The organism is Vibrio sp. 1731 (assembly GCF_033339955.1).
Taxonomy (GTDB): domain Bacteria; phylum Pseudomonadota; class Gammaproteobacteria; order Enterobacterales; family Vibrionaceae; genus Vibrio; species Vibrio alginolyticus.
Genome location: NZ_JAWOVO010000001.1, coordinates 80,353 through 107,344, shown reverse-complemented (window position 1 = coordinate 107,344; position 26,992 = coordinate 80,353). Strand labels below are relative to the sequence as shown.

Sequence of the window (26,992 nt, the reverse complement as noted above, 5' to 3'; positions counted from 1 at the left end):
TACTCAGGATTCATCGTCCCGTTAAAGTACGCTGCGCTCAGAAATTCAAAGAGTTGCATACGTGAAAATTGCCATCAATACATTCAGTCTACGCATACAGAGGAATCTCTATCGGAGGATGTTTGATTAAGGCATCTTGCTCTCACAAATAAAAAGAGCGAAACGAGCATTAAATGATGCGGCAAGGTAAGAAAAGGACAAACACGTTACGGCTATGATCCCTCAATTCGTCATTCCTATCACGAATCGCTTTGGCGAAAGTTATCACTTCTCTGGTCAGTTACTTACTAGCGGCGAACCTAAAACATTCGTGACCAAACAAGAGGCAATAGAGTTTCTTGAGAGCTTTGGTGAGCTTGACCTTCGCTCTGTCGAGGACTTGTTCTATGCGATTGGTCAATTCAAACCAAACATACCTGACGGTGAGCTTACTTCCCAACACTATAATTCAACGTTTGCCAATGCTTTGGTGAACGGTTATTTGCATGTCGCTCGAATTGTACCTACCGGCGAAAACTACGCACTCTCGTCAGCGGTTACGCCTCCACCAACTCAAAATACCGTCAATGCAAAACCATCGAAGGGAAAGGGGAAGTCGAATAAAAAGAGTGGCAGAAGTGCCGCATCCGCCAAGCCTCAGCAACAAAGCAGCGAAAAACATGAGAAAGCCGGTGATCCTGTATCACTTGTGACGGGTGAAGAAATTCTCGAACTCTATGATATCGAGCTACAACAAGGTACTACTTGGCAGCGCACTTACCGCTCTTCGCAGTCGGATGTAAATCATGGAATGGGCTTTGGTTGGCGACATGCATTTCAGTTTGAATTACGCGAAAAGACGGACGAGAAAGACAATGTTATCGCTTGGGAGTTTGTTGACGATAAGGCCAATATCACAGAATTTGAGCCAGTAGATATTGGAGCAACAAGTTACCAGATATACGCTGGTGCGAGCTGTTATTTCCTAAATTCAGCAACGCGGATCGTGACGCTCGCTAATGGGCATCAATATCGATTTGAACAAAAAGATGATCGCTGGCTTGTTAAACAAGTTAGAAATGGCACGTTTTCAACGTTTCAATTGCAGTATTCTCGAAACCATCGATTGATCGAGATCGCATATAACAAGCGTCCGGTTCTTGAATGTCAATATGATAAGCAAGGACGCCTTGTAGAACTGCTTAATGCAAAGTCCCAAAAAGTTCTGGCAACTTATACCTATGATGAGCACGATGATTTGGTCAGTGCAACTAATCATTTGGGCCTAAAGGAACAGTATCAATACCTCGGCCATTTAATTGTTAAGCGTGTACGACCAACTGGCTTTACTCATTATTTTGAATGGGATGGCGAAGGTGCAAAAGCGAAGTGCATCAGAAACGTTGGGGACGCAGGAATTTATGACTATCGCTTCCATTATCAAGGAAATCACTCTTCTTATTCTGACTCGTTAGATAATCAATGGTCTTTCTTGCATGACGAGCAGGGTAACCTACTTGAGAAAATAAGCCCCACAGGTAGAACTTGGAGATGGCAATATGATGAATTAGGACGAAAAGCACAAGCTATCTATCCTGATCAGTCAACGGTCAATTATCAATATAATCAGCATGGTCAATTAGTTTCTAAGTTTCATTCCTCTGGCAAAGAAATTCAATATGGCTATGACGGCTTAGGTAAGTTAGTTAAAACGGTTTCACCTGACGGGGATATCGAGAAGGCTTACTACAATAGTCTCGGTCAAAGAGTTTGGGATACCGATCAGTTCGGCTGTGTCACGGAGTATGATTACGATAAACACGGTCAAGTCGTCAAAAAAGAGTCTGAAGATGGTAAGAAAAGTCAGTGGTGGTGGGATGAACAACAAAGACTTATCGCGAATGAAATAGACGGTACATTACTTCGTTATAGCTACAATGAAGAAGATTTAGTGAATGGCGTTGCTTATCCCGATGGGTGTATTGCTCAACTCGCTTATGATCAATTTGGCAGGCGTACATCAGTTCGTTATTTTAACGACGAAGACAAAGTCGGTTATAGCGAAGAATATTCTTACGATGAGCACAGCCGTGTTGCTCAGATTCGAACGCCAGCAGGCATTACCTCGTATCAATGGGGAGCACTCGCGCAACAAGAAGCAGTCATCTTTCCCGATGGCAGCCATATTTCTTACGAATACGATCAACAACGTAACCTGACTAAATTAGTTCGGAGTGACGGCTTAGAGTTCGAATTCCTGTATGACGATGAAGGCCAGCTATCAGGAACTGTTGGCTTTGATAATCTACAAAGCCAATTGGATTATGACGATATGGGGCGCATCCATCGTAAGCAAGTCGCCGATAGGACCGTGCTGTACCGCTATGACGCTGCGGGTTATCTCAAGCACGTCAAAGCAGGAAATGGTCGCAGTATTGTAGAGAACCACTTCAATTATACGCTTGGTGGGCGACTTACTTTCGCATCCAATCGCCATCAAACATTGCAATACCAATACTCTTCATTCGGGCATTTAACAAAGCGAATTCAAGGTCAGTTTGAGATAGCGCAGGAGTTTAACAGAGTTGGCCAACGCGTATCTCAGGTACTGCCAGATAATACGGAGCTGAGCTTCTCTTATGATCGATATGGGCGTTTTTCAGCGATTCGATTTGGAAACCTAGATTTACCTCAAATCAAATTTCATTACGATGAAATGGGACGAGTTTCCCAAATTGAAACGGCACATTTTAATGAGCGCATCATTTATGATGGTGTTGGTCGTTTGGTCGAACAACATTGGCCTGATAGAGAGAAAAAGTACGTTTACAATGCGCAAAACCGTATTTCATCAATCATTGATAATACGGCAGGAGCAACGCACTATCAGTACGATACCTTAGGGCAACTGAAACGAGTCAATGCTTCCGGAGAAGTGACTAAATTTGAATACGATAGTTTTGGCAATCCTACTTTGCCATCTTCAGAGGTATTCGCTGATCGTATTGAAGTACACGATGGTGTTCGGTTCAAATATGACGCGCAAGGAAACCAGACAAAACGTGAGGGGCAAGGACATGTTCAGACTCGCGTATTTGATGCGTTAAATCAGCTCATTGAAGTTCACACTGACGATGGCATCAGTCAATATGAATATGATGCATTAGGGCGCAGGACGAAGAAAATTACACAACAAGGCGTTACGGAGTTCTTGTGGGAAGGGGAACGTTTAATTGGTGAACGCTCTTCATGTGCTTTCCGCTGGTACCTATATCAACCAGAAACCTACACGCCAGTGGCACTGCTAGAAAATGACGTTATTTATTGGTACCAGTGCGATCAAGTTGGTAAACCAGAGCGACTGATCGATTGCGAGGGGAATGTTGTATGGAGTGCCAGCTACGATGCTCATGGCTTTGCTCATGTACATATTGAAAAAGTAGTAAATCCAGTGCGTTTTCAAGGGCAGTACTTCGATCAAGAAACCGACTTACACTACAACCTCGCTCGGTATTACGATCCTAAGCTAGGACGCTTTATCCAACAAGATCCGATATCTATTGCTGGTGGCATTAACCATTACCAATATGCAGTCAATCCTATCCAGTGGATTGATCCAACAGGTTTCCTTTGTGAAGAAGGGCTAAAACGCTTGGGTCAAATGTTGGCAGCGTATCAGGCGCAAAGCGATGTCCCCCAAGAGGTTTGCGATCAGATTTTAGAAGCTGCAAAAGAATCATCCGTCGGAGAAGATGGCGTTCGCTCGCAAGTCAAAATCCGAAAACCCAAAGGTAAAAATCATATTCGATATGAATACGATTTAGACCATATTGATTGCGAAAGAAACGAGATTACTTTTTATCGTCATATCAATCACTCAGATGGCACCAGACACGAAGTGCAGTATGTTGTTGGGATTGAGGAGTTTGTAAATGCGCATGTTTTTGACTCAGAGAAAGTTGGTGGAGAGGAAGGTTGTACGATCTTCACTGAAGATCTTGTGCTGAATAAAGCAGAGTATAAAGAAAACTCTGAACTCAATACGAGTGATTATGAGCTAACAGAAAGAAACAAAGCAAAAATTGATGAATGCTTGAAAGAGCGTCAAGAGGCAATGGACGCTCGATCTGGCGAAGAGGGATATAACGCTCAAATTGGTAATATTAACCAACAGTCTGCAAAAATAGGTGAGTTGGCCGCGGATGACTTTGTCCGGAGTAAACGTCCTAACGCTAAGCTGCTTCATCCCAAAGATATTGGAACCTCAATTTCGAAGCCGGGCGATTTTGATATGGTTTACGAGGTGGAAGAGCCGCCACCAGGTGAAATTATAATTGTTGAGGCCAAAGGAGGGAGCAGCCCGCTGGGCAGCCGCAAGATTGGAAATATGGCATATCAGCAAGGGACAACGGAATACACTGCAGAAATCACCAACCTAATGTCTGAAAAAAAGGAAGGGACGACTGAAAAAATAACAGCAAGAAAAATTCAACATGCAGCTTCGTTCGGTATACCTATTCGATATATACATACTCAAGCAAACATCCCTGAAGGTGGGAATGTCTCAGATGTAAAAGTAGAAGTGGCAGAATTTAAAATTGATTCCAAAGGACTAAGTTAAAATGCAAAGTAAAGTTGTAGAACGCAAAGCAAACCCTGAGTTGAGTGAAAGTGGAGTTTCTTCTGAGAAAGAATTTATCAATAAGATACTAGATCAGCGAAAAGAAGGTCTTAAAATCAGGCGGGAAAACCTGGTCAGTCTTGGTGATTTCGCCATTGACCAGGTTCGCTGGTATACCTGGTTTCAAACCTCGCATGAAGACGAACAAATTTGTACATTACGTCTTTACGAAACTTCTCTAATGGGCGCTTGTTATCATCGACTTGCTATGAATCCCAATGATGAATTAACTATCAAGATTCTCGACTATCCTGAAGTAAAGTGGGACGGGGAAGGCATTTTAAAAACGGGGTGCATAAATCCTAATAGATGGATTGATATGTATTTCATATCGACAATTGTGCGTGACAGGCCAAGTATGGACGTATTGGCGAACTTTCCAATTTCTTTGATGAGGCAGAGCTCTACCAAAGCGGGTGAGCTGTCTTATATGCTAGTAGACGTAATTCAGTCGTTCCACAACCGCACACCGGATTATCCTGATAAGCTGGTTGCAGCAATGGACGCAGCGGTAGCTCAAGGGAATAACTGGGCGTTGGAAATTGCGATGGGGATCCTAGAAACCTTCGCAGCGCTCACTACTAATATTGGTTATGATTTTGAGGAAGCGCTCGTTAAAAACCTACAGTTCCAAGAGAAATATCATCTTAGAGAATTAGGACCAGATAGGATAGGCATCAGAACTTTTATCAACTTCCCTCTGCTTGGCATGGCTTGCATGTGGTACGACAAAGGCAACCGTCTATCTGTTGAAACTGGTTGGCTTCCTCCCTATCTTGTCGAAGGACGTTGGTTAGAAGATGTAAAAGCAGGGAAGATCACTCGATAAACCCCTTTAGTTAGCAATTCCGTATATGAGCCACCTCTCATGGGGTGGCTTTTACGTTTATGGTAGAGAGTTTGCTGTTTGTTGAACCATATAGTGCGCATTGTGTTGGTGCACTAAAACCATATTGGTGCATTTATTAGCATGTTAAACACCATTTCAAGAATACGTAATTTTATTAAAGTTCATACAAAACAATAAATTAAAGCGTAAGTGTTAGAAATATAAATTATGGAATGAGAATTGCTCTGTTAGACGCTCTATAAATTAAGTTCACCAAATTGGTGATGAGCCTAACTTTGATGCACAGGATAAGTGCGCTACAGATCAACGGAGACAATCATAATGAGTGTAACTGCCAATCAGGTACACGGCGCTGTACAAACTCTCACGCAAAGTTCCGACACACTTTTCTTACTACTTGGCGCAATCATGGTTTTTTTGATGCATGCTGGTTTTGCTTTTCTTGAAGTAGGAACCGTGCGCCAAAAGAACCAAGTTAATGCTTTAGTTAAAATCTTGGCCGATTTCGGTATATCCGCCATCGCGTATTTTTTCATTGGATACTGGGTCGCTTATGGCGGCACCTTCTTCGCTGATGCTGAGACATTATCTCAAGGCAATGGTTACGAGTTAGTGAAGTTCTTTTTCTTGCTGACCTTCGCTGCAGCGATTCCCGCTATTGTTTCAGGTGGTATCGCAGAACGAGCTCGTTTTTATCCGATTTTAATCGCAACATTTTTCACTGTCGGTATTGTATACCCACTATTTGAGGGAATGATCTGGAACGGAAACTTTGGTGTTCAAGCTTGGTTTGAAAATACCTTTGGTTATGGCTTCCACGATTTTGCAGGTTCAGTCGTTGTGCATGGTGTTGGCGGCTGGATAGCGCTTGTTGCCGTCGTGTTTTTGGGCATGAGAAAAGGCAGAGTTCGAGCAGGAAAGCACACCAACTTTGCACCTTCGAATATTCCGTTTTTGGCTTTGGGAGCTTGGATCTTATGTGTGGGGTGGTTTGGCTTCAACGTCATGTCAGCTCAAACCGTGTCAGGCATAAGTGGCTTGGTGGCTATGAACTCATTGATGGCAATGGTCGGGGGTATTGTCGCGTCACTGTTGGCTGGTAAGGATGACCCTGGCTTTATTCATAACGGCCCACTAGCTGGCTTGGTTGCTGTATGTGCGGGCTCAGACTTAATGCATCCTATCGGTGCTTTAGTGACAGGTGCGATTGCTGGCGTGCTATTTGTTTATCTTTTTACCCACCTACAAAACAAAACCAAGATTGATGATGTGCTAGGTGTCTGGCCTTTACACGGTGTATGTGGCGCTTGGGGTGGTATTGCCGCTGGGATTTTTGGTCAAAGCGCATTGGGTGGGCTAGGTGGCGTGAGCATTATCGTTCAGCTTCTAGGAACGCTTTTGGGCCTTTCCATCGCAGTGCTTGGGGCGCTTGCAGTCTACGGCGCGATTAATACCAGTATGGGACTAAGGCTTTCAGAAGAAGAAGAATTCAATGGCGCTGACCTAGCCATTCATAAAATATCTTCGACCAACGAGGATTGAGGCCAATATGGGAGCGGCATAAAGCCGCTCTTTTAGCAATTGTCTTTCTTGGCTTGGCCCGGAGGACAGAAATTACCATTACCTCGATGGTCATCATCATTGGTGCTGACTCTTACCTTTACATCATCGACTTCGCCTTCAACATTGGTAAGTTGACAGCCTGCCAAAGTCATAAGCAATATAAACGCTAGAGATACTTGTCTCATTGCTGTTCCTCTTAAATTGTAATTCTAATAGTGACCATTACGACTATGGTCTAATCCATATTACTACTGTTGCTATTCTTTCAGTGTTAAGCTAATGAAAAAACAGCAAGGATGAGTTATGAATTTCCCTTATAGAAATATTGTAGTACTTACTGGTGCAGGTATCTCGGCCGAATCTGGTATTCAAACATTTCGTGCGCAAGATGGCCTATGGGAGAATCACCGTATCGAAGATGTAGCAACGCCTGAAGGGTTTGCTCGCGATCCGGACCTTGTTCAAGATTTTTACAACCAACGCCGCAAGAAACTTCAAGATAATGCGATAAAGCCTAATGCAGCGCATGAAGCATTGGGTCGTTTAGAGGCTGAGTTAGAAGGTAAAGTGACGGTCATCACTCAAAATATAGACAACCTTCACGAAAGAGGAGGCAGTCAGAATGTGATTCACATGCATGGTGAGTTGCTCAAGGCCCGCTGTAGTGAATCTAACCAAGTAGTAGAGCACAATGAGGACATTAAGACCGGCGAGCTTTGTCATTGTTGTCAGATCCCTTCACAAATGCGACCACATATTGTTTGGTTTGGTGAAATGCCACTGCGAATGGGTGATATCTACGCGTCATTAGAAGAAGCAGATTTGTTTATTTCGATTGGGACTTCTGGCGTTGTGTATCCCGCAGCAGGTTTTGTTCATGATGCAAAAATGCACGGCGCACATACCATTGAAATTAACCTAGAACCTAGTGCGGTAGAAAGTGAATTTGAGGAAAAACGCTACGGAAAAGCAAGCGTTGAGGTTCCAAAATTAGTTGACGAGATACTGGCTCTAGAAGGAAAAGAAAGAGCGTAATAACTTCAACAGGAAGAGTTTTTGTCTTGTCATTAAGAGCAAAAAAGCGGCTCATGAGCCGCTTTTTCATATCTTTAAAACTAACGAATTAGTTGTTCACTTTTAGCTTTTGGAAGTACTCATCGTACATTACGCTCGCTTCGCCAACTTCATCTTGCCAAGTACCGCTGTCCATCACTTCTTGTGGTGGGAAGATGCTTGGATCATTAGCAAATTCTTTCGGTAGCAGATCGTGTGCCGTTTTAACTGGAGTAGGGTAACCAATCTCTAGTGCGATTTTAGCTGCATTCTCAGGACGTAGTAGGAAATCGATCATCTTATGAGCGGCGTCAACGTTCTTTGCGCCAGTTGGAATTGCTAGGCTGTCCATCCAGAAGATAGTGCCTTTTTCTGGCCAGATGATGTCGATGTTCGCGCCTTCTTGACGAGCCATGTATGCAGAACCGTTCCAAAGCATGCCTAGTGAAACTTCACCCGCAAGGTAAGGGTTTGCAGGAAAGTCTGAGTTAAATACTAATACGTTTGGCATTAGCTTTTTCAGTTCTTCGTAAGCGGCTTTGATTTCTTCTGGGTTAGTCGTGTTTGGTGAGTAACCAAGCTTAGTCAATGCAATGTGGAATACTTCGCGAGAATCATCCATCAGCATTAGTTGACCTTCCCACTTGCTATCCCAGAAATCATCCCATTTAGAAACCGATGACTTGTCTAGCATGTCAGCATTGATACCAATACCGGTCGCCCCCCAAATGTATGGGATAGAGTAGTTGTTGTTCGGATCGAACGGTTTGTTTAGGAAGTTAGTATCAAGATCGGCAAAATGAGATAATTTCTCTTTGTCGATCTGTTGTAGCATGCCTTCTTTACGCATTTTAGAGACGAAATAGGTAGACGGTACTACCAAGTCGTAACCAGAACCTTGAGTTTTTAGTTTTGCATACATACTCTCGTTAGATTCGTATGTAGAGTAAATAACTTTGATTCCAGTTTCTTTTGTAAAGTCTTCAAGAACTTCGTTTGGAATGTATTCCGACCAGTTGTAGAAATACAGTTCTTGATCAGCAGCCATTGCAGGGGTAGCGATGAGCGTCGCTGCACATAGAGCGCTTGCGTAGAATTTACTTTTCATTTGTTTTCCGTTTTGTTTCGCGATTGGACAAGTCAATACTAGTTGGAGTTATCAATTTGAGCCAAATCGCAGTAAGCACAAATATGTTCATTTAGCTTGAATATCGTTGTCTCCTTGTTATGAGACGATAAATCTATGATACCAAGACAAATAAACCTAGCAACGCGCGATTATATCAGCCTAAGACAAAAATAGGCAGCGTATTGCTGCCTATTTTCCTATGGTTGATGACTTGTTACACAAGCTAGATTATTGTCCCGCTTTCAGCTTGAGGAAATAATCTTCGTACTTAACGGTTAGATCACCAACCGCATCTTGCCATTCAACGCGGTCAAGGTCTTCTTGAGAAGGGAACAGTGGGGCAACGTCTTTAAACTTAGCATTCGATTCTTCCACCGCCGTTAGGTAGCCAGTATCACGAGAGATTTGCTCTGCGATTTCTGGGCGCAGTAGGAAGTCAATCATCTTGTGAGCGGCTTCTACGTTCTTCGCACCGGAAGAGATAGCGAAGTTATCAACCCAGCCGATACCGCCTTCTTTAGGAAAAACGAGTTTAAGGTTCAGGCCTTCACTTTGTGCCGCTGCGGCGCTACCGTTCCAAAGCATACCAACGCCCACTTCACCAGACATGTAAGGTGCGCCAGGGTTGTCAGAGTTGAAAACTAAAACGTTAGGCATCAACTTTTGTAGCTCAGCGTACGCTTCATCGATTTGCTTAAGGTCTTTTGAGTTACCTGAGTAGCCAAGTTTACGCAGAGCGATATGGAACACTTCACGAGTGTCGTCCATCAACATTACTTGACCTTCAAGCTCAGGCTTCCATAGGTCAGCCCAGCTTTGGAAGTCGTTTGGATCGTACATATCTGCGTTAACCGCTAGGCCTGTAATCGCAACAACGTGTGGGATAGAGTAGTCGTTACTTGGATCGTAAGGCTTGTCTAGGTAGTTTTTATCTAGGTTGCCGAAGTTTTTCAGCTTAGTCTTATCGATCTTTTGTAGCATGCCTTCGTCACGCATCTTCGCCACGAAGTACGTTGAAGGTACTACTAGGTCATAACCTTGGTTATGGGTTTTTAGCTTTGCATACAAAGTTTCGTTCGACTCGTAAGTCGAGTAGATCACTTTGATGCCAGTTTCTTTAGTAAATTGCTCTAGGATATTACTGTTGATGTAAGGACCCCAGTTCATAAATACTAGTTCTTTATCATCCGCTGTCGCTGTACCAGAGAACAGAGAAAGCGCACATGCACTACCAGCTAATAGAGTAGCCCATTTTTTCATTGACGTTAGCTCCAAACCAAACGTTGTCCAATTTTGGACGATAGATAGAAAAACAGAATGGCATGTAACCATTCTGTTTCGTGATGTTAACAGGTGCGGATTCTACTTCACTTTTTCTCTTGCTAGCAACTGAGAAATTACTACCAAGACCAAAGAAACAATCAACATCACCGTTGCTAGGGCGTTCACTTCCGGTGAAATGCCCACCTTAACCATGGAGTAAATCTTCAATGGTAAGATTTCGTATGTTGGACCCGTTACAAACGAGCTGATGATCACATCGTCCAAAGACAGGGTAAAGCTCAGTAGCCAACCTGCAGCAACCGCTGGTTTAGCAAGAGGAAGGATGATCTGTTTCAAGATTACCCATTCGCTTGCACCAAGGTCTTTTGCAGCTTCCAACATTTTCACATCAAAGCCATTTAAGCGGCTGTACACTGTTACCACAACGAATGGTAGACAGAAGGTGATGTGAGCAATCAATAGAGTAAAGAAGCCAAGCTGCGCGCCTAATACTAGGAACAGAGCAAGCAATGAAATCGCCATAACAATATCTGGAGACATCATCACGACAAACAGCATGCCGTTTACCGCACCTTTACCTTTGAACGAGTAACGGAATAGGGCAACGGCCGTTAAGCTACCAATGATGGTTGCTGCTGTCGCTGAGAATACCGCTACGTTCAATGAATGCCATGCAGCTTGCATTAGGCTGTCGTTATTTACTAAGGTTTCGTACCATTTCGTGGTGAAACCATCCCATTTCATACCAAATTTGTTGGCATTAAATGAGTTAACAATTAAGACGATGATTGGCAGATACAAAAATGCATACACCAGCGCCATAAAGCTAAATCTAACTGTGCGTCCCATTAGTCTAGCTCCACTTTCTTATTCAATAGTTTGCCTGCTCTGTAGTAAGCGTAAAGCATCACAGCCATTGCTAAGGTGAGGGCGATACTGGTCGCAGCACCAAATGGCCAGTCACGAGCGTTCAATACTTGGCTCTTAATAACGTTACCAATCAGTAGGTTCTTCGCACCACCAAGAAGGTCAGAGATGTAGAACATACCTAGTGCTGGTAGCAGAACCAACAAACAACCACCGATAATGCCAGGCATTGTAAGAGGTAGAATCACTTTCGTAATGGTTTGGAACTTGTTCGCACCAAGATCTTTCGCCGCCTCGATATAAGTGTTGTCCAACTTCTCGATTGCCGAGTAAAGCGGCAGAATCATAAATGGAAGCAGGATGTACACAAGACCAATCATTACTGCTGTTTCGGTGTACATAATACGTAATGGCTTATCGATGATTTCCATCGCCATTAATGATTTGTTCAAAATACCTTGTGTACCCAGAACAATCTTCAGGCCGTAAGTACGGATAAGAGAGTTTGTCCAAAAAGGTACGATAACTAAGAACAACATGAATGGGCGCCATTTCTCTGGCATTTTCGCTATGATGTAAGCAAATGGGTAACCAATTACTAAACACAACAACGTCGCCACAATCGCCATGTAGAACGAGTGCATCAGCACTTTCGCATACAAGGGGTCGAGTAGACGTAAGTAGTTGTCGAAAGTAAATGTCATTTCGATTAAGTTTGCTTCATCACGCGTTAAGAAACTCGTACCGATAATCATCACATTTGGTACCAACACGAAAAGTGTTAACCAACCGACGATTAAGGTAATGATCGCGTTTTGAAGATTAATCTTCTTGCTTATCATTGAGGACTACCTCCCAACTCTCAACCCAAGTGATAGCGACTTTCTGGCCAAGTGAGTGGTCCACATCAGGATCATCTTCGTTAAAGAATTCGCTAACCATTACACGCATGCCTGAATCCAATTGGATAACGGAATCAAGCGTCATACCTTTATAGGTACGCTCTGTTACGTGACCTACGATGCCTTTTTCTTCAGACTCTTTGATCTCTTCGATACGTAAGTCTTCTGGGCGAAGTAGTACTTGCAGTTTTTCACCTGCTTGCGCTTCCTGATCGTAGTAAACAACAGACTCGACACCTTCGATTTCTGCACGGATACGTTTCTCGTCGATACGCTCTAGCATGGTTGCGTTGAATACGTTGATCTCACCGATAAAGCGAGCAACAAATAGGTTCTTCGGCTCTTCGTAAATCTCACGTGGAGAACCATCCTGCTCGATAACACCGTCGCGCATAACAATAATGCGGTCAGACATCGATAGGGCCTCTTCCTGATCGTGCGTAACGAAGATAAAGGTAATACCAAGTTGACGCTGAAGCTGTTTAAGCTCGATTTGCATTTGCTTACGCAGTTTGTAATCAAGTGCAGATAGAGATTCATCTAGCAGCAGTACTTTTGGTTTGTTAACAACCGCACGCGCAATGGCGATACGTTGTTGCTGACCGCCAGAAAGCTGATGAGGCTTACGCTGAGCCATTTTTTCTAGGCGCACCATGCGTAGCGCTTCCATTACTCGTGGTTCAATGTCCGCAGTAGGCGTTTTCTGCATACGAAGACCAAAAGCGACATTCTCATATACGGTCATGTGTGGAAACAATGCGTAACTTTGAAATACCGTGTTGACGTGCCTTTGCTCTGCAGGAACCTGTGTTACATCCTGGTCATCCAAAATAATTTGACCGTTATCTGCCGTTTCAAAACCTGCAATCATGCGTAAAACTGTTGTCTTACCACAACCAGAAGGCCCGAGAATCGTCAGAAATTCACCATGATTAACATCCAGATTTAAATTACCGATGATTTCCTTACCATCGAAACTTTTACTAATACCAGATAAACGAATAACTGGCTTTCCTGCTTGCGGTTTTGCGTTCAACGTCTGTATTTCCCCCACGTTCAAGCCGGGATTATCCCAGCTGATGTGACACTAACCATTCACTTTTGAGGCGCGCATCATAATCACCAAAAGTGTGAAATTAAAGCATTTTCTTATCTTGAAACAGAAATAATTTTGCAGGAAAAAGCCATCATTCCTTACCATACTGTTTTTATGAGATTAATTGGCATCTAGACACAGTTTGATAGCACTAAACTTTGTTCAACAATTGTTTCAATTTCATGACCTTGAAAGTGGTTAATTATCAACCATACAGTTGAGATTGCAAGGATTGTAGGTGAGTTGTGATGTTAGATGTGGAAAGATTTCTTTATAATGACGATTACATTAATTGACTGGAATTCCAGTCAAAATTTTACAAGTTAGTCTTGGATAAACTATGAACGACGATTTTGAGAAAGATTTCAATCTTGGGGGGAGTGTAGAGCGAGCTTTGTCTGGCAACTACGAGCTTAAAGCTGGCGCGGTTTTTAACGAAGCTTGGCGAGCAACCATCCAGCACTTTTTATCATTTTCTCCTGCCATTATTGTATTGCTTTTTGTCCAGTTAGGTATTTTCTATATTGCATTAAAACTGCAGTTGGGCGATTTGAGCGTTATTCTTGATGCATTTGAGAACCCAGAGTCGTTCACAAACGATATTGTGTCTTCTATTTATGTCGCGAATTTCAGTTATGAGGTGATTAGCGCACCAATTTATGCGGGGATCAGCTTGATGGCTATGAGCCATGTCGCCGGCCTGAAGACTAAGTTGCGCCATGTTGGAAAGGGGTTGCAGTTCACCATTCCTGTTATTCTAGCAACGCTCATGAGCTTAATGCTACAAGGTGTGGTTGGTATGATTTTTCCTTTACTGTCGCTGTATCTTTCCTTGGCATTTAGTCACTCTATTTTGTTGATTTGTGAGAAAAGGGTGCCACCAATGCAAGCGTTGCTGTTATCACTTCGCGCAATCAACAAGAAGATTTTTGTGGTCGCGGGGCTTTACTTAGGCGTGATGTTAATGTTTATTATTGCAGCAATGTTCTACGGTATTGGCTTGATTTTTGTGCTGCCATTCTTCTTCCATTTGAAAGGCATACTCTACCGCGAAATGTTTGGAATTAAGCTTAAGATCGTTACAACACAGAAAAACGATAATGATCACGATGGTAACTCACAGGTGTTTGATGCCTAATTCTTTGAAATCAATAAGTTTACGAGTGGCGGCAACCTGTATAGCCGCCACTTTCATTTCTATAGGCCCATATTTACACTACGAGAAACAGTTTAAATATGTGGAAAATCCTGACGTACTCTCTGGCAAGATTAAGCATGTCGATTTATCACACTTGCCATACATCGGTGATATCCCAGACTTCAATTCAATAAAAGATACGAAAGAGAAAAAAGCTGCTTTTTTTGATTTTTTAAGGCCTAAAATTGCTCTTGAGAATCAACGAATTCGTCATGAGCGGGCCTTTCTTACCTCTTTAAAGGTGGGACAAGTGACGCAAGAACAACAAGAGTATGCTCAGCGGTTATCATCTCTGTATTCGTTGCCCTTGAGTAACGATAAGATTGATCAAACGTGGCTAGATGAGATGCTTGTGCGAGTGAACGTCTTACCTGAAGCCTTGGTTCTAACTCAAGCGGCAAATGAATCTGCGTGGGGCACTTCTCGTTTTGCTACTCAAGCAAACAACTTGTTCGGCCAATGGTGTTATAAAAAGGGCTGTGGAATTGTTCCAGCGCAACGTGGCGCTAACAAAGTTCATGAAGTTGAAAAATTCGATTCTGTACAACAGTCTGTTCATGGCTACTTTATGAACGTTAATCGAAACCCAGCGTATGCAGACCTGCGTGAAATCAGAACATCTCTGGCTGAAAAGAACAAGGGCTTGTTAACGGTCGCAACCGCGTCAGAGTTAACGCATGGGTTGCTAGCCTATTCTGAACGTGGCATCGCCTATGTACACGATCTTCGCGCTATGATTCGTCATAACAACGCCTACTGGACGCAATAAAATAACGGATAAAATGAAAAAGTTAAGCCTAAGTCTGTTGGGAAGTGCGGCGCTAATTCTTGCATCGCCGATAACCCAAGCTCAAGAGTACATGTTCACGTACTCAAAGTTATATACTCAACTAAAAAACAACAATAAAGAAGGGCATGACGATGTGAAAGTTGGTGTCTTTTTTGTGGACGCAAAAACTAAACAAATTTGTATGATAGAAAAAGCTTGGATGGAAAAAGAAGAGCACTATGAAGAGTTTGTTATCCCTGCTTCACAAGAGTTGCCTTTACCTGTTGATAAAAACTTAAAGTCAGCGAATCCGTTGGTTTTTGTCGATACCCCAAAAGATACACGTTGCGATTACTCACTTGTCGTGATGACCAAAGAACCATTACAGGGTAACGTTTCTTACGACCAACTTAAGCCTCTTCTACCTCAAATGCAGACGATGCTGGAAGATTTAGGCGGTATGTTTGCGGGTTGGTTTACACCGGAGGTTCAAGGTGTGACGATGGAGTTTGCAAATCAACTGAATGATAAAGTGATTTTCTCAAACGGAACCGAAAAGCCAATTGTCAATGGCAAGATACAAGTCGCACTAAGTGAAATAGGGCAAGGTGGCACAATGACACTACCAGAACCGACGATGCGAGTGTTACCTTATCTACCTAACGCAAAGAAATGAACACTGAACGTTTAGAAAGGGCTGCAATCGCAGCTCTTTTTTAATTTTGACCGTAACTAAAGTATCTTTCACACTCTTTTCTTAAAGACTCAATAAGACAAGCATTTAATCCTGCGTAAAAAGCTCGTATAATCCACGCCCCAAAGAAACCCATGTTAGGAAGTCCTAGTCGATTTATCGGCGATGTGAGAGCCCGCAATGAACCAAATAGATACAAGAAAAGAAACCCTAGAATTCAACAAGCTTCAGAAACGCCTAAGAAGACATGTTGGAAATGCCATTACTGATTACAACATGATCGAAGAAGGCGATGTTGTAATGGCATGTATTAGCGGTGGTAAAGATTCATTCGCGATGCTTGATATCCTGCTGAATCTTCAAAAAGCCGCACCGATCAAATTTGAAGTGGTTGCGGTAAACCTAGACCAAAAACAACCGGGCTTCCCTGAGCACATTCTGCCAGAGTATTTCGAAACACTGAACATCCCTTACTATATCGTCGATAAGGACACGTATTCCGTCGTAAAAGAGAAGGTACCAGAAGGCAAAACCACTTGTGGTCTGTGTTCACGCCTGCGACGTGGTACGCTGTATTCATTTGCAGAGAAGATTGGTGCAACTAAGCTTGCGCTAGGTCATCACATGGATGACATCGTCGAAACAATGTTCTTGAATATGTTCCACGGCTCTCGCCTTAAAGCGATGCCACCAAAGCTACGCTCTGATGATGGTCGTAACGTGGTCATTCGTCCATTGACTTACTGTCGTGAAAAAGATTTGATCAAATACGCTGAGCACAAGGATTTCCCAATAATTCCGTGTAACCTTTGTGGCTCTCAAGAGAACCTTCAGCGTCAATCTATAAAAGCAATGTTGATTGAATGGGATAAGAAGACGCCAGGGCGTGTGGAAGCAATTTTTAAATCAATTCAAAACGTAAGCCCAAGCCAACTAGCAGACCGCGAATTGTTCGACTTTGTTAACTTACCGCTAGATCGTGAAGGTAACCGCGAAGAGTATGAATTTAATGAGGCTGTCGTTTCTTCGACGAATATTGATGAATCGATGTTCATCGATGTTACGAACATCTAACTCGTAAAAAAGGAGGTCAATTAGACCTCCTTTTTTGTACCCAACGCTTTAACTGTTCCCAAACAAAAATCCCCCTGTATTGGGGGGATTTATTAGCGCTTATTTGAAAGTGCTCAATACATAGCGATACTAAGGAGAGATTAGGTTGCTGTATTTGGGTCGAGAGGGCTAATATAGCCTTTTGGTTTTAGAGCCAACACGTCGCAATTTATTTTATCAATTACGTGCTCCGCTGTATTACCAATAAAGACAGCCGAAAGCCCTGTTCGCCCTGTGGTACCTAAAATAACCATTGCTGCGTTCAAGCGCTCTGCAGCTGCCGGAATGACATCTTCAGGTAAACCTTGCTCAACTATCGTTTGTTCTTCATCAAGACCATGTTTTTGGCGTAGTGCTTTCATAGCCGTTAAATGATGACCTCGCACTGCATCGGTATAAGTCGTTGGGTCAAATTCAGGAAGTTCAATCGTAATATTCGCCGGTGTAACGGGGTAGGCGTTAACAAGATATGGCTTGGCCTCAAGCCGAGTGGTGATTTCTTTTAATCGCTCGACCATCGTATCGTTGAGATCAATATGAGTCGGGTTTTCTGAGCCCACATGTACTGAGGCAAGGATACTTGCTTGTTCCGGCCAAGCAGCATTCTTAATAAGAAGCACTGGAATAGGGCATTTTCGCAACAAGTGCCAATCTGTCGGTGTGAAAATGACAGACTCTAAAACATCATGCTTACGTGTGCCTTTGATGACTAGGTCATGATTGCCTGCATAGACTTCAGCAATAATCGCCTCATAAGGGCGGTTGTGCCAGACAACACAAACATCAAAGTCGAAGCCATCGTTTAGGTATGGTTGAGCAATTTTACGCATCCACTGCTCACGCTGATGAATGACACCTCGACGCATAGCATCTCTTTCATCCACCGATAGCATTGACGTCATGTCATACGAGAAATCGTAAATGGATAAAAAGAAAGTGATTCGGCTTCTAGATACACTTTTCTGAGCTAATTGAACAGCTCTTGCAAGTGCGGGCTGCTCATCATTATTGATGTCAGCTACAACAAGGATCTTACTGTATATACTCATAACTAAGCCCACTTCTATTGCAAAACCAGATACTGAATGTAAATTAAATCAGTATTTTGGAGTACTCACCGTACATTTTTACTGTAGCTTAGTTTGGAGAACTTTTTGAGGACTTTCGAAAGGAATTTATGAGAAATATGATGTAGCTCATTTTCGAGCTACATCAATAATTAGGGTGTATTATTCTTTAGTTACACCAGCAAGTTCCATCAATGCATCGTGGTCTAAGATAGTGATATATTTACCTTTTACGCTTAGGATCTCAGATTTCTGGAAACGACCTAACAAACGACTAATCGTTTCGACTGTAAGACCAAGGTAGTTGCCAATATCACCACGAGTCATAGTTAAACGAAACTCTCTAGGGCTGAAGCCACGCTGAGAAAAACGCGTTGATAGGTTGTAAAGGAAAGCAGCTAGTCGCTCTTCTGCATTCTTTTTAGAAAGAAGCAAAATCATTTCCTGATCACCTTTAATTTCGTTACTCATCAAACGCATGATTTGCTGGCGAAGCTTAGGCATCTTACCCGATAGATCGTCTAAAATTTCGTATGGGATTTCACATACCATCGACGTTTCGAGTGCTTGAGCAAAGCTAGGGTGGGAGTCACCAGTGATAGCATCGAAACCGACTAAGTCTCCAGCTAAGTGAAACGCTGTGATTTGCTCATCACCTTGCTCTGTGATCGTATAGCTCTTGATGGTACCAGAGCGGATAGCGTATAGCGATTTTAGCTCATCACCGGCCTTAAAAAGCTCTTGTCCTTTTTGAATAGGCTTCTTACGTTCGATGATTTGGTCAAGCTGGTCAAGTTCTGCCTCATTTAGAGTGAACGGGATACACAGTTGACTAATGCTACAATCTTGGCAATGAATGGCGCAACCGCCTGATTGGATACGCTTTGTTGCAGGTTTTTCAGAAATCATAACAACCTTTCACTATTTGATATACATCAATATTTTAGCATCGCTTAATCCTAAAGGGTAGCAAAAATGTCACCTCAATAGAGTTTAACGTTATCTGAAACCGAGTAACGCTAAGGCTCCTACAGCGGTATACGTACCATAGCCAATAAGGATTAATGCTGAAATATTTCTAAATATTAATGATTTTTGTAATTTCTGAAAATGATTGGCACCGTATCCAATAATAAGCATCGCAGGTAGCGTTCCGAGCCCAAACGCAAGCATAATTAGGCCGCCGTTCATCGCACTACCAGAAACCGCCGACCAAGTAAGCGCTGAATAAACTAAACCACATGGTAACCAACCCCAAATAAAGCCAAATGGCAACGCGTGAAGAGGATGCTTTAGTGGCAACAGATTCTTCCCTGCCGGCGAGATAAAGCGCCAGATATACTGCCCTAGCTTTTCTATTAAAAGTAAGCCTTGCCACCATTTAGCAATATACAGCGCGACCAGGATCATGAATAACGCCGCAATCAGCCTTAACCAAGCAAGAGAATGCGTTAACCCACTAAGCTCAGATAAACCTGATATAGCACCACCCACTAATGCTCCTATTAAGGTATAACTGATCAATCGTCCGAGGTTGTAGAAGAGGGGGATAAGAGGGGTGGTTTTATTTTTAGCAGAAGAGCCCATGGTAAGCAGAGACGCGATACCACCACACATACCCATACAATGACCGGCTCCTACTAAGCCGATCATCAACGCACCGATAAAATCAGGAGTCATAAAGGTCGCTACTTTTTATCACTATTAGATTGGTCTTCTTCGTCGAGAAGAATGTTATGCCCTTGCCGTTCAAGATCTTCAAACTGATCGCTTCTTACCGCCCAAAGAAAAACGGCGACAGCAACACAAACGAGAACGATAGCGATGGGAATCAATATATAAAGACTTTCCATGTTTGCTTTCTCTACTTATTTCTCTTTGAGCAGGCGCAAAGAGTTAGATACAACGATAATTGAGCTTGCAGACATGCCAACTACTGCAATGTAGGGAGCCACTAAACCTGCGACCGCCAAAGGCAAAATTAACAGGTTGTAACCCAAAGACCAAGCCAAGTTTTCTCGAATAATCTTTCTTGTACGCAGTGCAAGCAAACGTGCCTCTAGTAGCTTTTCGAGATTATCCCCAAGTAACGTCATATCTGCAGAAGCTTTAGCGACATCTGTACCACCGCCCATTGCGACAGAAAGGTGAGCTCCGGCGAGAGTCGGCGCGTCATTGATTCCATCACCAACCATCATAGTGATACTGTTTTCGTCCAAGCTCTTAAGGTATGCAAGCTTATCTTCTGGCTTTGCTGACGCGACGATGTGATCGATACCAATTTCATTCGCCACTGGTTGGGCGTTTGAGAGAGAATCACCAGTTAGCAGGGTTGTCTTAATTCCAGCGTCAGCAAAACGTTGAATAAAGGCTTTGCTTTCTTTTCGGATAGGGTCGCGGTAGTAAAAGCTAGCGACATGCTTGCCATCAACCGACAGATAGACCGCCTGGCTTTCATCACTTTCTTTGCCTTGAACAAAAGCAGCACTACCTATCTTAACGATTTTGCCATTCCATATCCCTTCAATCCCTGACCCAATCACGTTTTGCACATCAGACACGATAAAGTCATCATTGGTGAAAGTTGCAAAAGAACGAGCGATAGGGTGGTTTGCATGAGCCTCTAAAGCTGCAGCTAGTGATAGACAATCTTTCTGTGGGAGATCACTAAGTACCTTTGTTTCACAGATCTCAATATCACCTTTCGTTAGAGTGCCTGTTTTATCTACAACTAAGTGGTTGATCTTACATAGTGTCTCAAACACATGGCCTTTACGAAGCAAAATGCCAAAATTACCCATTCTAGAGGTAGCACAAGTGAGAGCGGTCGGAGTAGCCAGAGATAGCGCACATGGGCATGTAGCGACTAACACAGACAGCATGATCCAAAACGCATCATCTGGTTTTGTTTGATGCCAGTAAAACCAAGTACCAGCAGAGATAATAAGAATCACACCAACAAAGTAACGGGCGACAATGTCTGCAATTTCCGCAATTTTAGGTTTGGAGTGTTGAGCTTCATCTTGTAAACGCACGATGTTAGAAATCATTGAATCGGCCTTTGAGCTTACTACCTCGAGTTCAAATGATTCGTCTCCGTTTAGCGTTCCCGCATAGACGACATCACCTTCTCGTTTCACAACGTGCACTGACTCACCCGTTAGCATGGATTCATCAATATGAATACGGCCTGAAATAACTTTACCGTCAGCGGGGATATGTTCACCAGGTAGAACGCGAATACGATCGCCAACTTTTAGCGTCTTCACGGGTATCTGATCACCGTCCAGCGTTGTAGCAATTGCCGGAATCAACTTAAGAAGGTTACCACTCGCTGCAGCAGCTTTGCGACGAGCGCGCATCTCTAAGAATCGACCTACTAACAAAAAGAAGGTAAACATCGAGATAGATTCAAAGAAGACTTCGCCTTGTTCAGTTACTGTTGCAACTAAACTTGCAACATAGGCAAAGATCAACGCGATAGAAACCGGGACATCCATACCAAGGGTTCGGCCTTTGATACTGCGCCATGCGTTTAAGTAAAATGGAAGAGCGGAATAAAGCAAAACAGGAGTAGCAAAAATCAAACTTACCCAACGAAAGTAACTTTTAAACTCTGGCTCTAAATCACCAAAGACTTCGAGATACAGTGCAACGGCGAGCATCATGACCTGCATGGTTGCTAAGCCTGCAATACCTAGCCGATATAGATATTGCTTCATCATTCGATGGTAAGAGGCTTCTTGCTTATCTGCTTCAAAAGGTGCAGCTTTGTAACCAAGTTTATGTATAACGGAAAGGAGCTCGCTTAACCGTACCTGAGTTTTATCCCAGGCTAGTAACGCTCGATTGGTGGTTGTATTAACACGGATAGATACCAACCCGGCCGTATTAGAAACTTGCTTTTCGATTAACCACGCACAAGCGGCACATGAAACGCCTTCCAAAGAAAGGGTTACTTCAGAAACATTTTCGCGATTTCGTACGAATTCAGATTGTACATCCGGATTATCATAATGAATTAAAGCTTGGAGTTGCTCTGGTACTAGATCTGCCTTTTCTGCAGGCGCAGTGCGGTATTGGTAATATGAGACAAGACCACTATCGACAATAGTCTGCGCCACAGTTTCGCAGCCCGGACAACACATGTCGCGAATTTCACCCAATATTTCTACTTTGAAATCCGTGTTGGCTGGTACATCTTCACCGCAGTGATAACAGGATTTACACATATGCTTACTTCATTAACGGTGTTGAAGAGGCAGGAAACTCAACTTTACCTTGGATCATCCATTGCTTGTCGTGTGGTTGTAGTTCAACAAACCATGGTCCTTGAATAGATTCCTCAGCTTTTAGTCGGTAATTACCAGATGCATCCGCTGTTACAAGCTTTGTGAAGTCACGATCAGGAAGAGTACGATGAGTGAAAGTGGCCGTTAGAGCAGGGTAATGAGGTAGCTTCCCTTTAGCGAAAACAATCACAACATTGTTATTTTCAGAGGAAATCTCAGCGTTAAGACCTAGGTCACGAGCGACATTCATTTTACTAATGTCGATATTAATGCCTTTGCCTTTTTTATAGTAATCCTCGGCGACTAAAGAAACAGAGTTGTTCGAGAAAACGACCACAGTAATCACAGTCCAAACTACGACAGTAAGAGGAAGGATGATTAGGAACCACGGCCAAAATTGTTTATACCAAGGCTTTACCATAAAAAAGTTCTCAACAGCTAAATGAAAAAATGTAAGGCGTTAAATTTAAAGGAAAGACAGCCCCTATGAAAGGGGCTGTTATTGCTATGTTACGTAATATCTCAGTTACTTACTCTCTGAGTTACTTAAACTCCAGACATATGAGGCAACGAGCTGAACTTTATCTTCACCCAAAATGTCTTTCCACGCAGGCATTACGCCTGAGCGTCCGTTCATTACGGTTTCTGTTACAGCTGCACGAGAGTCACCAAATAACCAGTCTTGGTCTGTAAGGTCAGGCGCACCGACTGCAGGGTTACCCTTACCATCGGTACCATGACAAGCAGCACACACTACGAAGCGTGCTTTACCTGCCGCGGCTTCACGAGCATTTACTTTACGACCAGATAAACTAAGTGTGTAACTTACAACTTCTTGAACACCTTGCTCACCAAGGGCATCTTTCCATGCTGGCATTTGACCAATACGGCCGTGCATGATGGTTGTAACGATCGCTGCTGGCTCGCCACCATATAGCCATGCATCATCAGTCAGGTTAGGGAAGCCTTTCTGACCACGTGCATCAGAGCCATGGCATTGAGAACAGTTTTGCAAAAACAAACGCTGACCAACTTTTAATGCTTCAGGATCTTGCGCAATTTCAGGAATTGGGCGTAGACCACTGTCATTGTGCGCAAGTTTACGGAATGCTTCGCCGAAGTAAGCGTCGGCATCATCCAGTTCTTTTGCATATTGGTTTAGTTGCTTGTTCTCTTGTGCTGCAGCGATGGCTTCTTTTGACTCTTCTAGTGAGCGAACGGTTTGAGCCGAACTCTGCCAGTTTAAAAAGCCCTTGAAGCTACCTAGACCTGGGAATAGGGCAAGGTAAACTGCTGCGAACACAAATGTGCTTACAAACAGGTAAGTCCACCACTTTGGTAGAGGGTTGTTTAGCTCGCGAATACCATCGTACTCGTGGCCCATGTCTTCCCCTTCCTCGACGCCCATTTTATCTTTAGCGCACCAAGTCAGGAGAATCGCACAGCCTACTAGCGTGCCGACAGTAATCACGATAATCCAGAGACTCCAGAATGTAGTCATTACTTCTTCACTCCTTGGTTATTAGGGGTCTTTTGTTCTTCGTCAGCAAACACCAAGTTGGCATCTTCTTCAAAGCGTGCTTTACGCTTTTTACTAAATGCCCACCATACGATGCCAATAAAACTAGCGAAGAGTACAACGGTATAAATACTATGAATTGTACCGAAATCCATATGATCCCCTTACTTCATTGCATGACCAAGAGACTGAAGGTAAGCGATGATTGCATCCATCTCTGTTTTACCTTCTACTTCTTTAGCCGAATTCGCGATCTCTTCATCAGTGTATGGAACGCCGAACTGATCACGAAATAGCTCAAGTTTCTTCTGAGTTAGCTTACCGTCTAAAACGTTTTCAGCTAGCCACGGGAAACCTGGCATGTTTGACTCAGGTACAAGCTCACGAGGATCTAACAGGTGAACACGGTGCCATTCGTCAGAATAACGACCACCAACACGAGCTAAATCCGGGCCTGTACGCTTAGAGCCCCAAAGGAATGGGTGTTCCCAAACACTCTCACCAGCAACAGAGTAGTGACCGTAACGTTCAGTCTCTGAGCGGAAAGGACGAACCATCTGGCTGTGACAGACGTTACAACCTTCACGGATGTAGATATCACGGCCTTCCATCTCCAAAGGAGTGTAAGCGCGCAGATTTTCTACAGGTTCAGTCGTTTGCTTTTGGAAAATCAGAGGAGTGATCTCTACAAGAGCACCCCAACTGATAGCAAACACGATAAAAATAGCCAACAAACCGACATTACGTTCTAAGATTTCATGGCGATTATTAGAATTATTACTCATTCTTAAATCTCCTTATGCCGGATGTGGGATAGCTTTTAGGCTTTCTTTAGGTGCACTTACCGTTTTGTACGTGTTGTATGCCATTAGGAACATACCAGATAGGAAGATAAATCCGCCTAGGAAACGTACAAAGTAGAACGGATAAGACGCTTCTACAGATTCAACAAAACTGTAAGTTAGCGTACCGTCAGAGTTAACCGCGCGCCACATAAGACCTTGCATTACACCAGAGATCCACATCGCAACGATGTAAAGAACGGTACCGATTGTTGCTAGCCAGAAATGCACATTAACTAGACCAACAGAGTACATACGCTCTTGGCCAAATAGGCGAGGTACCAAGTGATATACAGAGCCGATAGAGACCATCGCAACCCAACCTAACGCACCAGAGTGAACGTGACCAATGGTCCAGTCTGTGTAGTGAGAAAGTGCGTTAACCGTCTTAATCGACATCATCGGGCCTTCAAAGGTAGACATACCGTAGAACGACAGTGAAACGATTAGGAAACGTAGGATAGGGTCATAACGAAGCTTATGCCATGCACCAGATAACGTCATAATACCGTTGATCATACCACCCCAAGAAGGAGCAAATAGAACCAGCGACATAACCATACCTAGAGACTGAGTCCAGTCTGGCAGCGCTGTATAATGAAGGTGGTGAGGGCCTGCCCAAATATATAGAGAAATAAGTGCCCAGAAGTGAACGATAGATAGACGGTAAGAATAAACAGGACGTTCAGCTTGTTTAGGAACGAAGTAGTACATCATACCTAGGAAACCAGCGGTCAGTAGGAAACCTACCGCATTGTGTCCATACCACCACTGAACCATCGCATCCACTGCGCCCGAGTAAATCGAGTAAGATTTACCAAGTGACACAGGAATAGCCATGCTGTTCACGATGTGAAGTACTGCTACTGTGATAATAAAGGCACCGAAGAACCAGTTTGCCACATAAATATGTGACGTGTTTCGCTTCACTAGTGTGCCGAAGAACACCACCGCATATGATACCCATACTAGCGCAATTGCGATATCAATAGGCCATTCTAGCTCAGCATACTCTTTACCCGATGTTAAACCGAGAGGCAAAGTAATGGCTGCTGCCAGGATGATTGCTTGCCAACCCCAAAAGGTGAAGGCAACGAGTGGGCCACCAAAAAGACGTGTTTGACATGTGCGCTGTACAACATAATAAGACGTTGCGAACAGAGCACTGGTACCAAACGCAAAAATTACCGCATTAGTATGCAGTGGACGTAAGCGACTGTACGTCAACCACGGCGTATCAAAGTTTAGCTGTGGCCAAACTAATTGAGCGGCAATCAAAACACCAACAGCCATACCAACTATGCCCCATAAAATGGTCACAAGGGTAAATTGGCGAACGACTGTATAGTTGTAGTTTTGTTCAAGCTGCTTTACTTGGCTCATTTGCATGCTTCCAATTTCTAATTAACTACACTTTTACTTCCAACACGACTTGCGTCGTAACACCACCCAAGTAAACTCTAGAATTCAAGTGTTATCATCACCTTATTTCCATTGCTGACTTTAATAAAAAGTGGCATTTTCAGCGTGACACTATACTTGAATTAACAATTCAATGACAGGGTAGTAACCTTACTGGACCTCTGGAAATCATTTTTTATTTAAAAAGTTTGAAGTTTGTAACAAGGATATTAGTAATTATGCCTGCACAAAAGTTAACAAAGGCGCGACTTGCACAAATCTTAATCATGCTCAGTGTTTTAATAGGCGCATTTTTCTGGCGTACCTTTACACACGAGAGCGTTAATAGCGTTGACTGTTCACAAAAAGAACGATGCGATGTAACAATTGAAGGAGAAATAATCACGATTAATCGTGACTCAATGGGAATTTCGCTCGAAACGACAGAAAGTAGCACTCTAAAAATTGATCTAAATCAATCTGGTAATTTTATCAATCTCAACGAAAAGCATAAGTCAGTAGAATGGGACATCATGCCTGAATCGAAAAAAATCACCTTTAAAAAAGGTGAAAACATTGTTGTAGTTCAATTATAAATACGATCTATCACGAGATAATCGTAACTTATTAATGAAATTAACACCTTCTTACCTAGAGAAAATTGGTTGGAATGGTATAACAGCAGAGTGATAT

25 protein-coding genes are annotated in these 26,992 nt (G+C 43.1%); 9 read left to right on the top strand and 16 right to left on the bottom strand.

Translation table 11 applies throughout. From position 1 onward, the window contains the following. Positions 1-214: 214 nt before the first annotated feature. The 3 genes from R7035_RS00430 (at position 215) to R7035_RS00420 (ending at position 7,052) form a co-directional block, all read left to right on the top strand. Positions 215-4,600: an RHS repeat-associated core domain-containing protein gene (locus R7035_RS00430; RefSeq protein WP_318145917.1), complete on the top strand. Its 4,386-nt coding sequence runs from the start codon at positions 215-217 to the stop codon at positions 4,598-4,600. A gap of 1 nt (position 4,601) precedes the next feature. Beyond that, positions 4,602-5,489: an immunity 49 family protein gene (locus R7035_RS00425; RefSeq protein WP_258478519.1), complete on the top strand. Its 888-nt coding sequence runs from the start codon at positions 4,602-4,604 to the stop codon at positions 5,487-5,489. A 342-nt stretch (positions 5,490-5,831) separates the two neighbouring features. Beyond that, on the top strand, positions 5,832-7,052 hold the full coding sequence (locus tag R7035_RS00420; protein WP_262651995.1) for an ammonium transporter: 1,221 nt from the start codon (positions 5,832-5,834) through the stop codon (positions 7,050-7,052). Between the two features lie 32 nt (positions 7,053-7,084). On the opposite strand, the gene R7035_RS00415 is transcribed toward R7035_RS00420, so the two are convergent. Further along, positions 7,085-7,258, bottom strand: coding sequence for a hypothetical protein (locus R7035_RS00415; RefSeq protein ID WP_169695108.1), 174 nt, complete (start codon positions 7,256-7,258; stop codon positions 7,085-7,087). A gap of 118 nt (positions 7,259-7,376) precedes the next feature. On the opposite strand from R7035_RS00415, the gene cobB reads away from it, so the two are divergent. Further along, entirely contained in the window at positions 7,377-8,108 is a 732-nt protein-coding gene (gene cobB / locus R7035_RS00410) for a Sir2 family NAD+-dependent deacetylase (protein ID WP_005377522.1), read from the top strand. An 88-nt stretch (positions 8,109-8,196) separates the two neighbouring features. On the opposite strand, the gene R7035_RS00405 is transcribed toward cobB, so the two are convergent. From R7035_RS00405 to potA, 5 genes are all read right to left on the bottom strand, one after another. Continuing rightward, positions 8,197-9,234 carry an extracellular solute-binding protein gene (locus R7035_RS00405; protein ID WP_033905298.1) on the bottom strand — a complete coding sequence of 346 codons (1,038 nt, stop codon included), beginning with the start codon at positions 9,232-9,234 and terminating at the stop codon, positions 8,197-8,199. Between the two features lie 249 nt (positions 9,235-9,483). Then, entirely contained in the window at positions 9,484-10,515 is a 1,032-nt protein-coding gene (locus R7035_RS00400) for an extracellular solute-binding protein (RefSeq protein WP_186584256.1), read from the bottom strand. A 102-nt stretch (positions 10,516-10,617) separates the two neighbouring features. Beyond that, positions 10,618-11,388, bottom strand: coding sequence for a spermidine/putrescine ABC transporter permease PotC (gene potC / locus R7035_RS00395; protein ID WP_255984309.1), 771 nt, complete (start codon positions 11,386-11,388; stop codon positions 10,618-10,620). Next, positions 11,388-12,248, bottom strand: a complete 861-nt coding sequence (potB, locus tag R7035_RS00390; protein WP_213970427.1) for a spermidine/putrescine ABC transporter permease PotB — start codon at positions 12,246-12,248, stop codon at positions 11,388-11,390. The genes potC and potB overlap by 1 nt, the downstream gene beginning before the upstream one ends. Beyond that, entirely contained in the window at positions 12,229-13,344 is a 1,116-nt protein-coding gene (gene potA / locus R7035_RS00385) for a spermidine/putrescine ABC transporter ATP-binding protein PotA (RefSeq protein WP_017634901.1), read from the bottom strand. Before potA ends, potB begins: the two co-directional genes overlap by 20 nt. A 400-nt stretch (positions 13,345-13,744) precedes the next feature. Between potA and R7035_RS00380 the strand changes: the two genes are divergently transcribed. The 4 genes from R7035_RS00380 (at position 13,745) to ttcA (ending at position 17,139) form a co-directional block, all read left to right on the top strand. Continuing rightward, positions 13,745-14,542, top strand: coding sequence for a hypothetical protein (locus R7035_RS00380; protein ID WP_005389175.1), 798 nt, complete (start codon positions 13,745-13,747; stop codon positions 14,540-14,542). Continuing rightward, a complete protein-coding gene (locus tag R7035_RS00375; RefSeq protein ID WP_025766642.1) occupies positions 14,535-15,371 on the top strand; it encodes a glucosaminidase domain-containing protein in 837 nt (278 codons plus the stop codon). Before R7035_RS00380 ends, R7035_RS00375 begins: the two co-directional genes overlap by 8 nt. A gap of 13 nt (positions 15,372-15,384) precedes the next feature. Continuing rightward, entirely contained in the window at positions 15,385-16,047 is a 663-nt protein-coding gene (locus tag R7035_RS00370) for a DUF2987 domain-containing protein (protein ID WP_025766641.1), read from the top strand. 198 nt (positions 16,048-16,245) lie between these two features. After that, positions 16,246-17,139, top strand: a complete 894-nt coding sequence (ttcA, locus tag R7035_RS00365) for a tRNA 2-thiocytidine(32) synthetase TtcA (RefSeq protein WP_005377502.1) — start codon at positions 16,246-16,248, stop codon at positions 17,137-17,139. Between the two features lie 140 nt (positions 17,140-17,279). Here the strand turns inward: ttcA and uspE are convergent, their stop codons facing one another. The 10 genes from uspE to ccoN form a co-directional block, all read right to left on the bottom strand. Beyond that, complete coding sequence (gene uspE, locus R7035_RS00360) at positions 17,280-18,227, bottom strand: universal stress protein UspE (protein ID WP_005377500.1); 948 nt, start codon at positions 18,225-18,227, stop codon at positions 17,280-17,282. Positions 18,228-18,407: 180 nt separating this feature from the next. Continuing rightward, the gene (locus tag R7035_RS00355; RefSeq protein WP_005377497.1) at positions 18,408-19,154 is read right to left on the bottom strand and encodes an FNR family transcription factor; all 747 of its coding nucleotides are present in this window, start codon (positions 19,152-19,154) and stop codon (positions 18,408-18,410) included. Between the two features lie 90 nt (positions 19,155-19,244). Further along, positions 19,245-19,925 carry a sulfite exporter TauE/SafE family protein gene (locus R7035_RS00350; RefSeq protein ID WP_172563260.1) on the bottom strand — a complete coding sequence of 227 codons (681 nt, stop codon included), beginning with the start codon at positions 19,923-19,925 and terminating at the stop codon, positions 19,245-19,247. Positions 19,926-19,933: 8 nt separating this feature from the next. After that, positions 19,934-20,098 carry a cbb3-type cytochrome oxidase assembly protein CcoS gene (gene ccoS, locus R7035_RS00345; protein ID WP_005377493.1) on the bottom strand — a complete coding sequence of 55 codons (165 nt, stop codon included), beginning with the start codon at positions 20,096-20,098 and terminating at the stop codon, positions 19,934-19,936. A gap of 15 nt (positions 20,099-20,113) precedes the next feature. After that, on the bottom strand, positions 20,114-22,477 hold the full coding sequence (locus R7035_RS00340) for a heavy metal translocating P-type ATPase (protein WP_206970822.1): 2,364 nt from the start codon (positions 22,475-22,477) through the stop codon (positions 20,114-20,116). Between the two features lie 4 nt (positions 22,478-22,481). Then, positions 22,482-22,958: a FixH family protein gene (locus R7035_RS00335; RefSeq protein WP_005377489.1), complete on the bottom strand. Its 477-nt coding sequence runs from the start codon at positions 22,956-22,958 to the stop codon at positions 22,482-22,484. A 105-nt stretch (positions 22,959-23,063) separates the two neighbouring features. Further along, positions 23,064-24,038 (bottom strand): cytochrome-c oxidase, cbb3-type subunit III, encoded by a 975-nt coding sequence (gene ccoP, locus R7035_RS00330; protein ID WP_005377487.1) that lies wholly within the window; start codon positions 24,036-24,038, stop codon positions 23,064-23,066. Then, positions 24,038-24,211 (bottom strand): cbb3-type cytochrome oxidase subunit 3, encoded by a 174-nt coding sequence (locus tag R7035_RS00325; protein WP_005377485.1) that lies wholly within the window; start codon positions 24,209-24,211, stop codon positions 24,038-24,040. The genes ccoP and R7035_RS00325 overlap by 1 nt, the downstream gene beginning before the upstream one ends. Positions 24,212-24,220: 9 nt before the next feature. Next, complete coding sequence (gene ccoO, locus R7035_RS00320; RefSeq protein ID WP_005377475.1) at positions 24,221-24,841, bottom strand: cytochrome-c oxidase, cbb3-type subunit II; 621 nt, start codon at positions 24,839-24,841, stop codon at positions 24,221-24,223. 12 nt (positions 24,842-24,853) lie between these two features. Further along, complete coding sequence (ccoN, locus tag R7035_RS00315; RefSeq protein WP_005396488.1) at positions 24,854-26,281, bottom strand: cytochrome-c oxidase, cbb3-type subunit I; 1,428 nt, start codon at positions 26,279-26,281, stop codon at positions 24,854-24,856. Positions 26,282-26,538: 257 nt separating this feature from the next. Between ccoN and R7035_RS00310 the strand changes: the two genes are divergently transcribed. After that, positions 26,539-26,895 carry a hypothetical protein gene (locus R7035_RS00310; RefSeq protein ID WP_005377473.1) on the top strand — a complete coding sequence of 119 codons (357 nt, stop codon included), beginning with the start codon at positions 26,539-26,541 and terminating at the stop codon, positions 26,893-26,895. Positions 26,896-26,992 lie beyond the last annotated feature (97 nt).

Coding starts and splice junctions, on each gene's coding strand:
- R7035_RS00430 (WP_318145917.1), top strand. CDS start 215: ATGATCCCTCAATTCGTCATTCCTATCACGAATCGCTTTGGCGAAAGT.
- R7035_RS00425 (WP_258478519.1), top strand. CDS start 4,602: ATGCAAAGTAAAGTTGTAGAACGCAAAGCAAACCCTGAGTTGAGTGAA.
- R7035_RS00420 (WP_262651995.1), top strand. CDS start 5,832: ATGAGTGTAACTGCCAATCAGGTACACGGCGCTGTACAAACTCTCACG.
- R7035_RS00415 (WP_169695108.1), bottom strand. CDS start 7,258: ATGAGACAAGTATCTCTAGCGTTTATATTGCTTATGACTTTGGCAGGC.
- cobB (WP_005377522.1), top strand. CDS start 7,377: ATGAATTTCCCTTATAGAAATATTGTAGTACTTACTGGTGCAGGTATC.
- R7035_RS00405 (WP_033905298.1), bottom strand. CDS start 9,234: ATGAAAAGTAAATTCTACGCAAGCGCTCTATGTGCAGCGACGCTCATC.
- R7035_RS00400 (WP_186584256.1), bottom strand. CDS start 10,515: ATGAAAAAATGGGCTACTCTATTAGCTGGTAGTGCATGTGCGCTTTCT.
- potC (WP_255984309.1), bottom strand. CDS start 11,388: ATGGGACGCACAGTTAGATTTAGCTTTATGGCGCTGGTGTATGCATTT.
- potB (WP_213970427.1), bottom strand. CDS start 12,248: ATGATAAGCAAGAAGATTAATCTTCAAAACGCGATCATTACCTTAATC.
- R7035_RS00380 (WP_005389175.1), top strand. CDS start 13,745: ATGAACGACGATTTTGAGAAAGATTTCAATCTTGGGGGGAGTGTAGAG.
- R7035_RS00375 (WP_025766642.1), top strand. CDS start 14,535: ATGCCTAATTCTTTGAAATCAATAAGTTTACGAGTGGCGGCAACCTGT.
- R7035_RS00370 (WP_025766641.1), top strand. CDS start 15,385: ATGAAAAAGTTAAGCCTAAGTCTGTTGGGAAGTGCGGCGCTAATTCTT.
- ttcA (WP_005377502.1), top strand. CDS start 16,246: ATGAACCAAATAGATACAAGAAAAGAAACCCTAGAATTCAACAAGCTT.
- uspE (WP_005377500.1), bottom strand. CDS start 18,227: ATGAGTATATACAGTAAGATCCTTGTTGTAGCTGACATCAATAATGAT.
- R7035_RS00355 (WP_005377497.1), bottom strand. CDS start 19,154: ATGATTTCTGAAAAACCTGCAACAAAGCGTATCCAATCAGGCGGTTGC.
- R7035_RS00350 (WP_172563260.1), bottom strand. CDS start 19,925: ATGACTCCTGATTTTATCGGTGCGTTGATGATCGGCTTAGTAGGAGCC.
- ccoS (WP_005377493.1), bottom strand. CDS start 20,098: ATGGAAAGTCTTTATATATTGATTCCCATCGCTATCGTTCTCGTTTGT.
- R7035_RS00340 (WP_206970822.1), bottom strand. CDS start 22,477: ATGTGTAAATCCTGTTATCACTGCGGTGAAGATGTACCAGCCAACACG.
- R7035_RS00335 (WP_005377489.1), bottom strand. CDS start 22,958: ATGGTAAAGCCTTGGTATAAACAATTTTGGCCGTGGTTCCTAATCATC.
- ccoP (WP_005377487.1), bottom strand. CDS start 24,038: ATGACTACATTCTGGAGTCTCTGGATTATCGTGATTACTGTCGGCACG.
- R7035_RS00325 (WP_005377485.1), bottom strand. CDS start 24,211: ATGGATTTCGGTACAATTCATAGTATTTATACCGTTGTACTCTTCGCT.
- ccoO (WP_005377475.1), bottom strand. CDS start 24,841: ATGAGTAATAATTCTAATAATCGCCATGAAATCTTAGAACGTAATGTC.
- ccoN (WP_005396488.1), bottom strand. CDS start 26,281: ATGAGCCAAGTAAAGCAGCTTGAACAAAACTACAACTATACAGTCGTT.
- R7035_RS00310 (WP_005377473.1), top strand. CDS start 26,539: ATGCCTGCACAAAAGTTAACAAAGGCGCGACTTGCACAAATCTTAATC.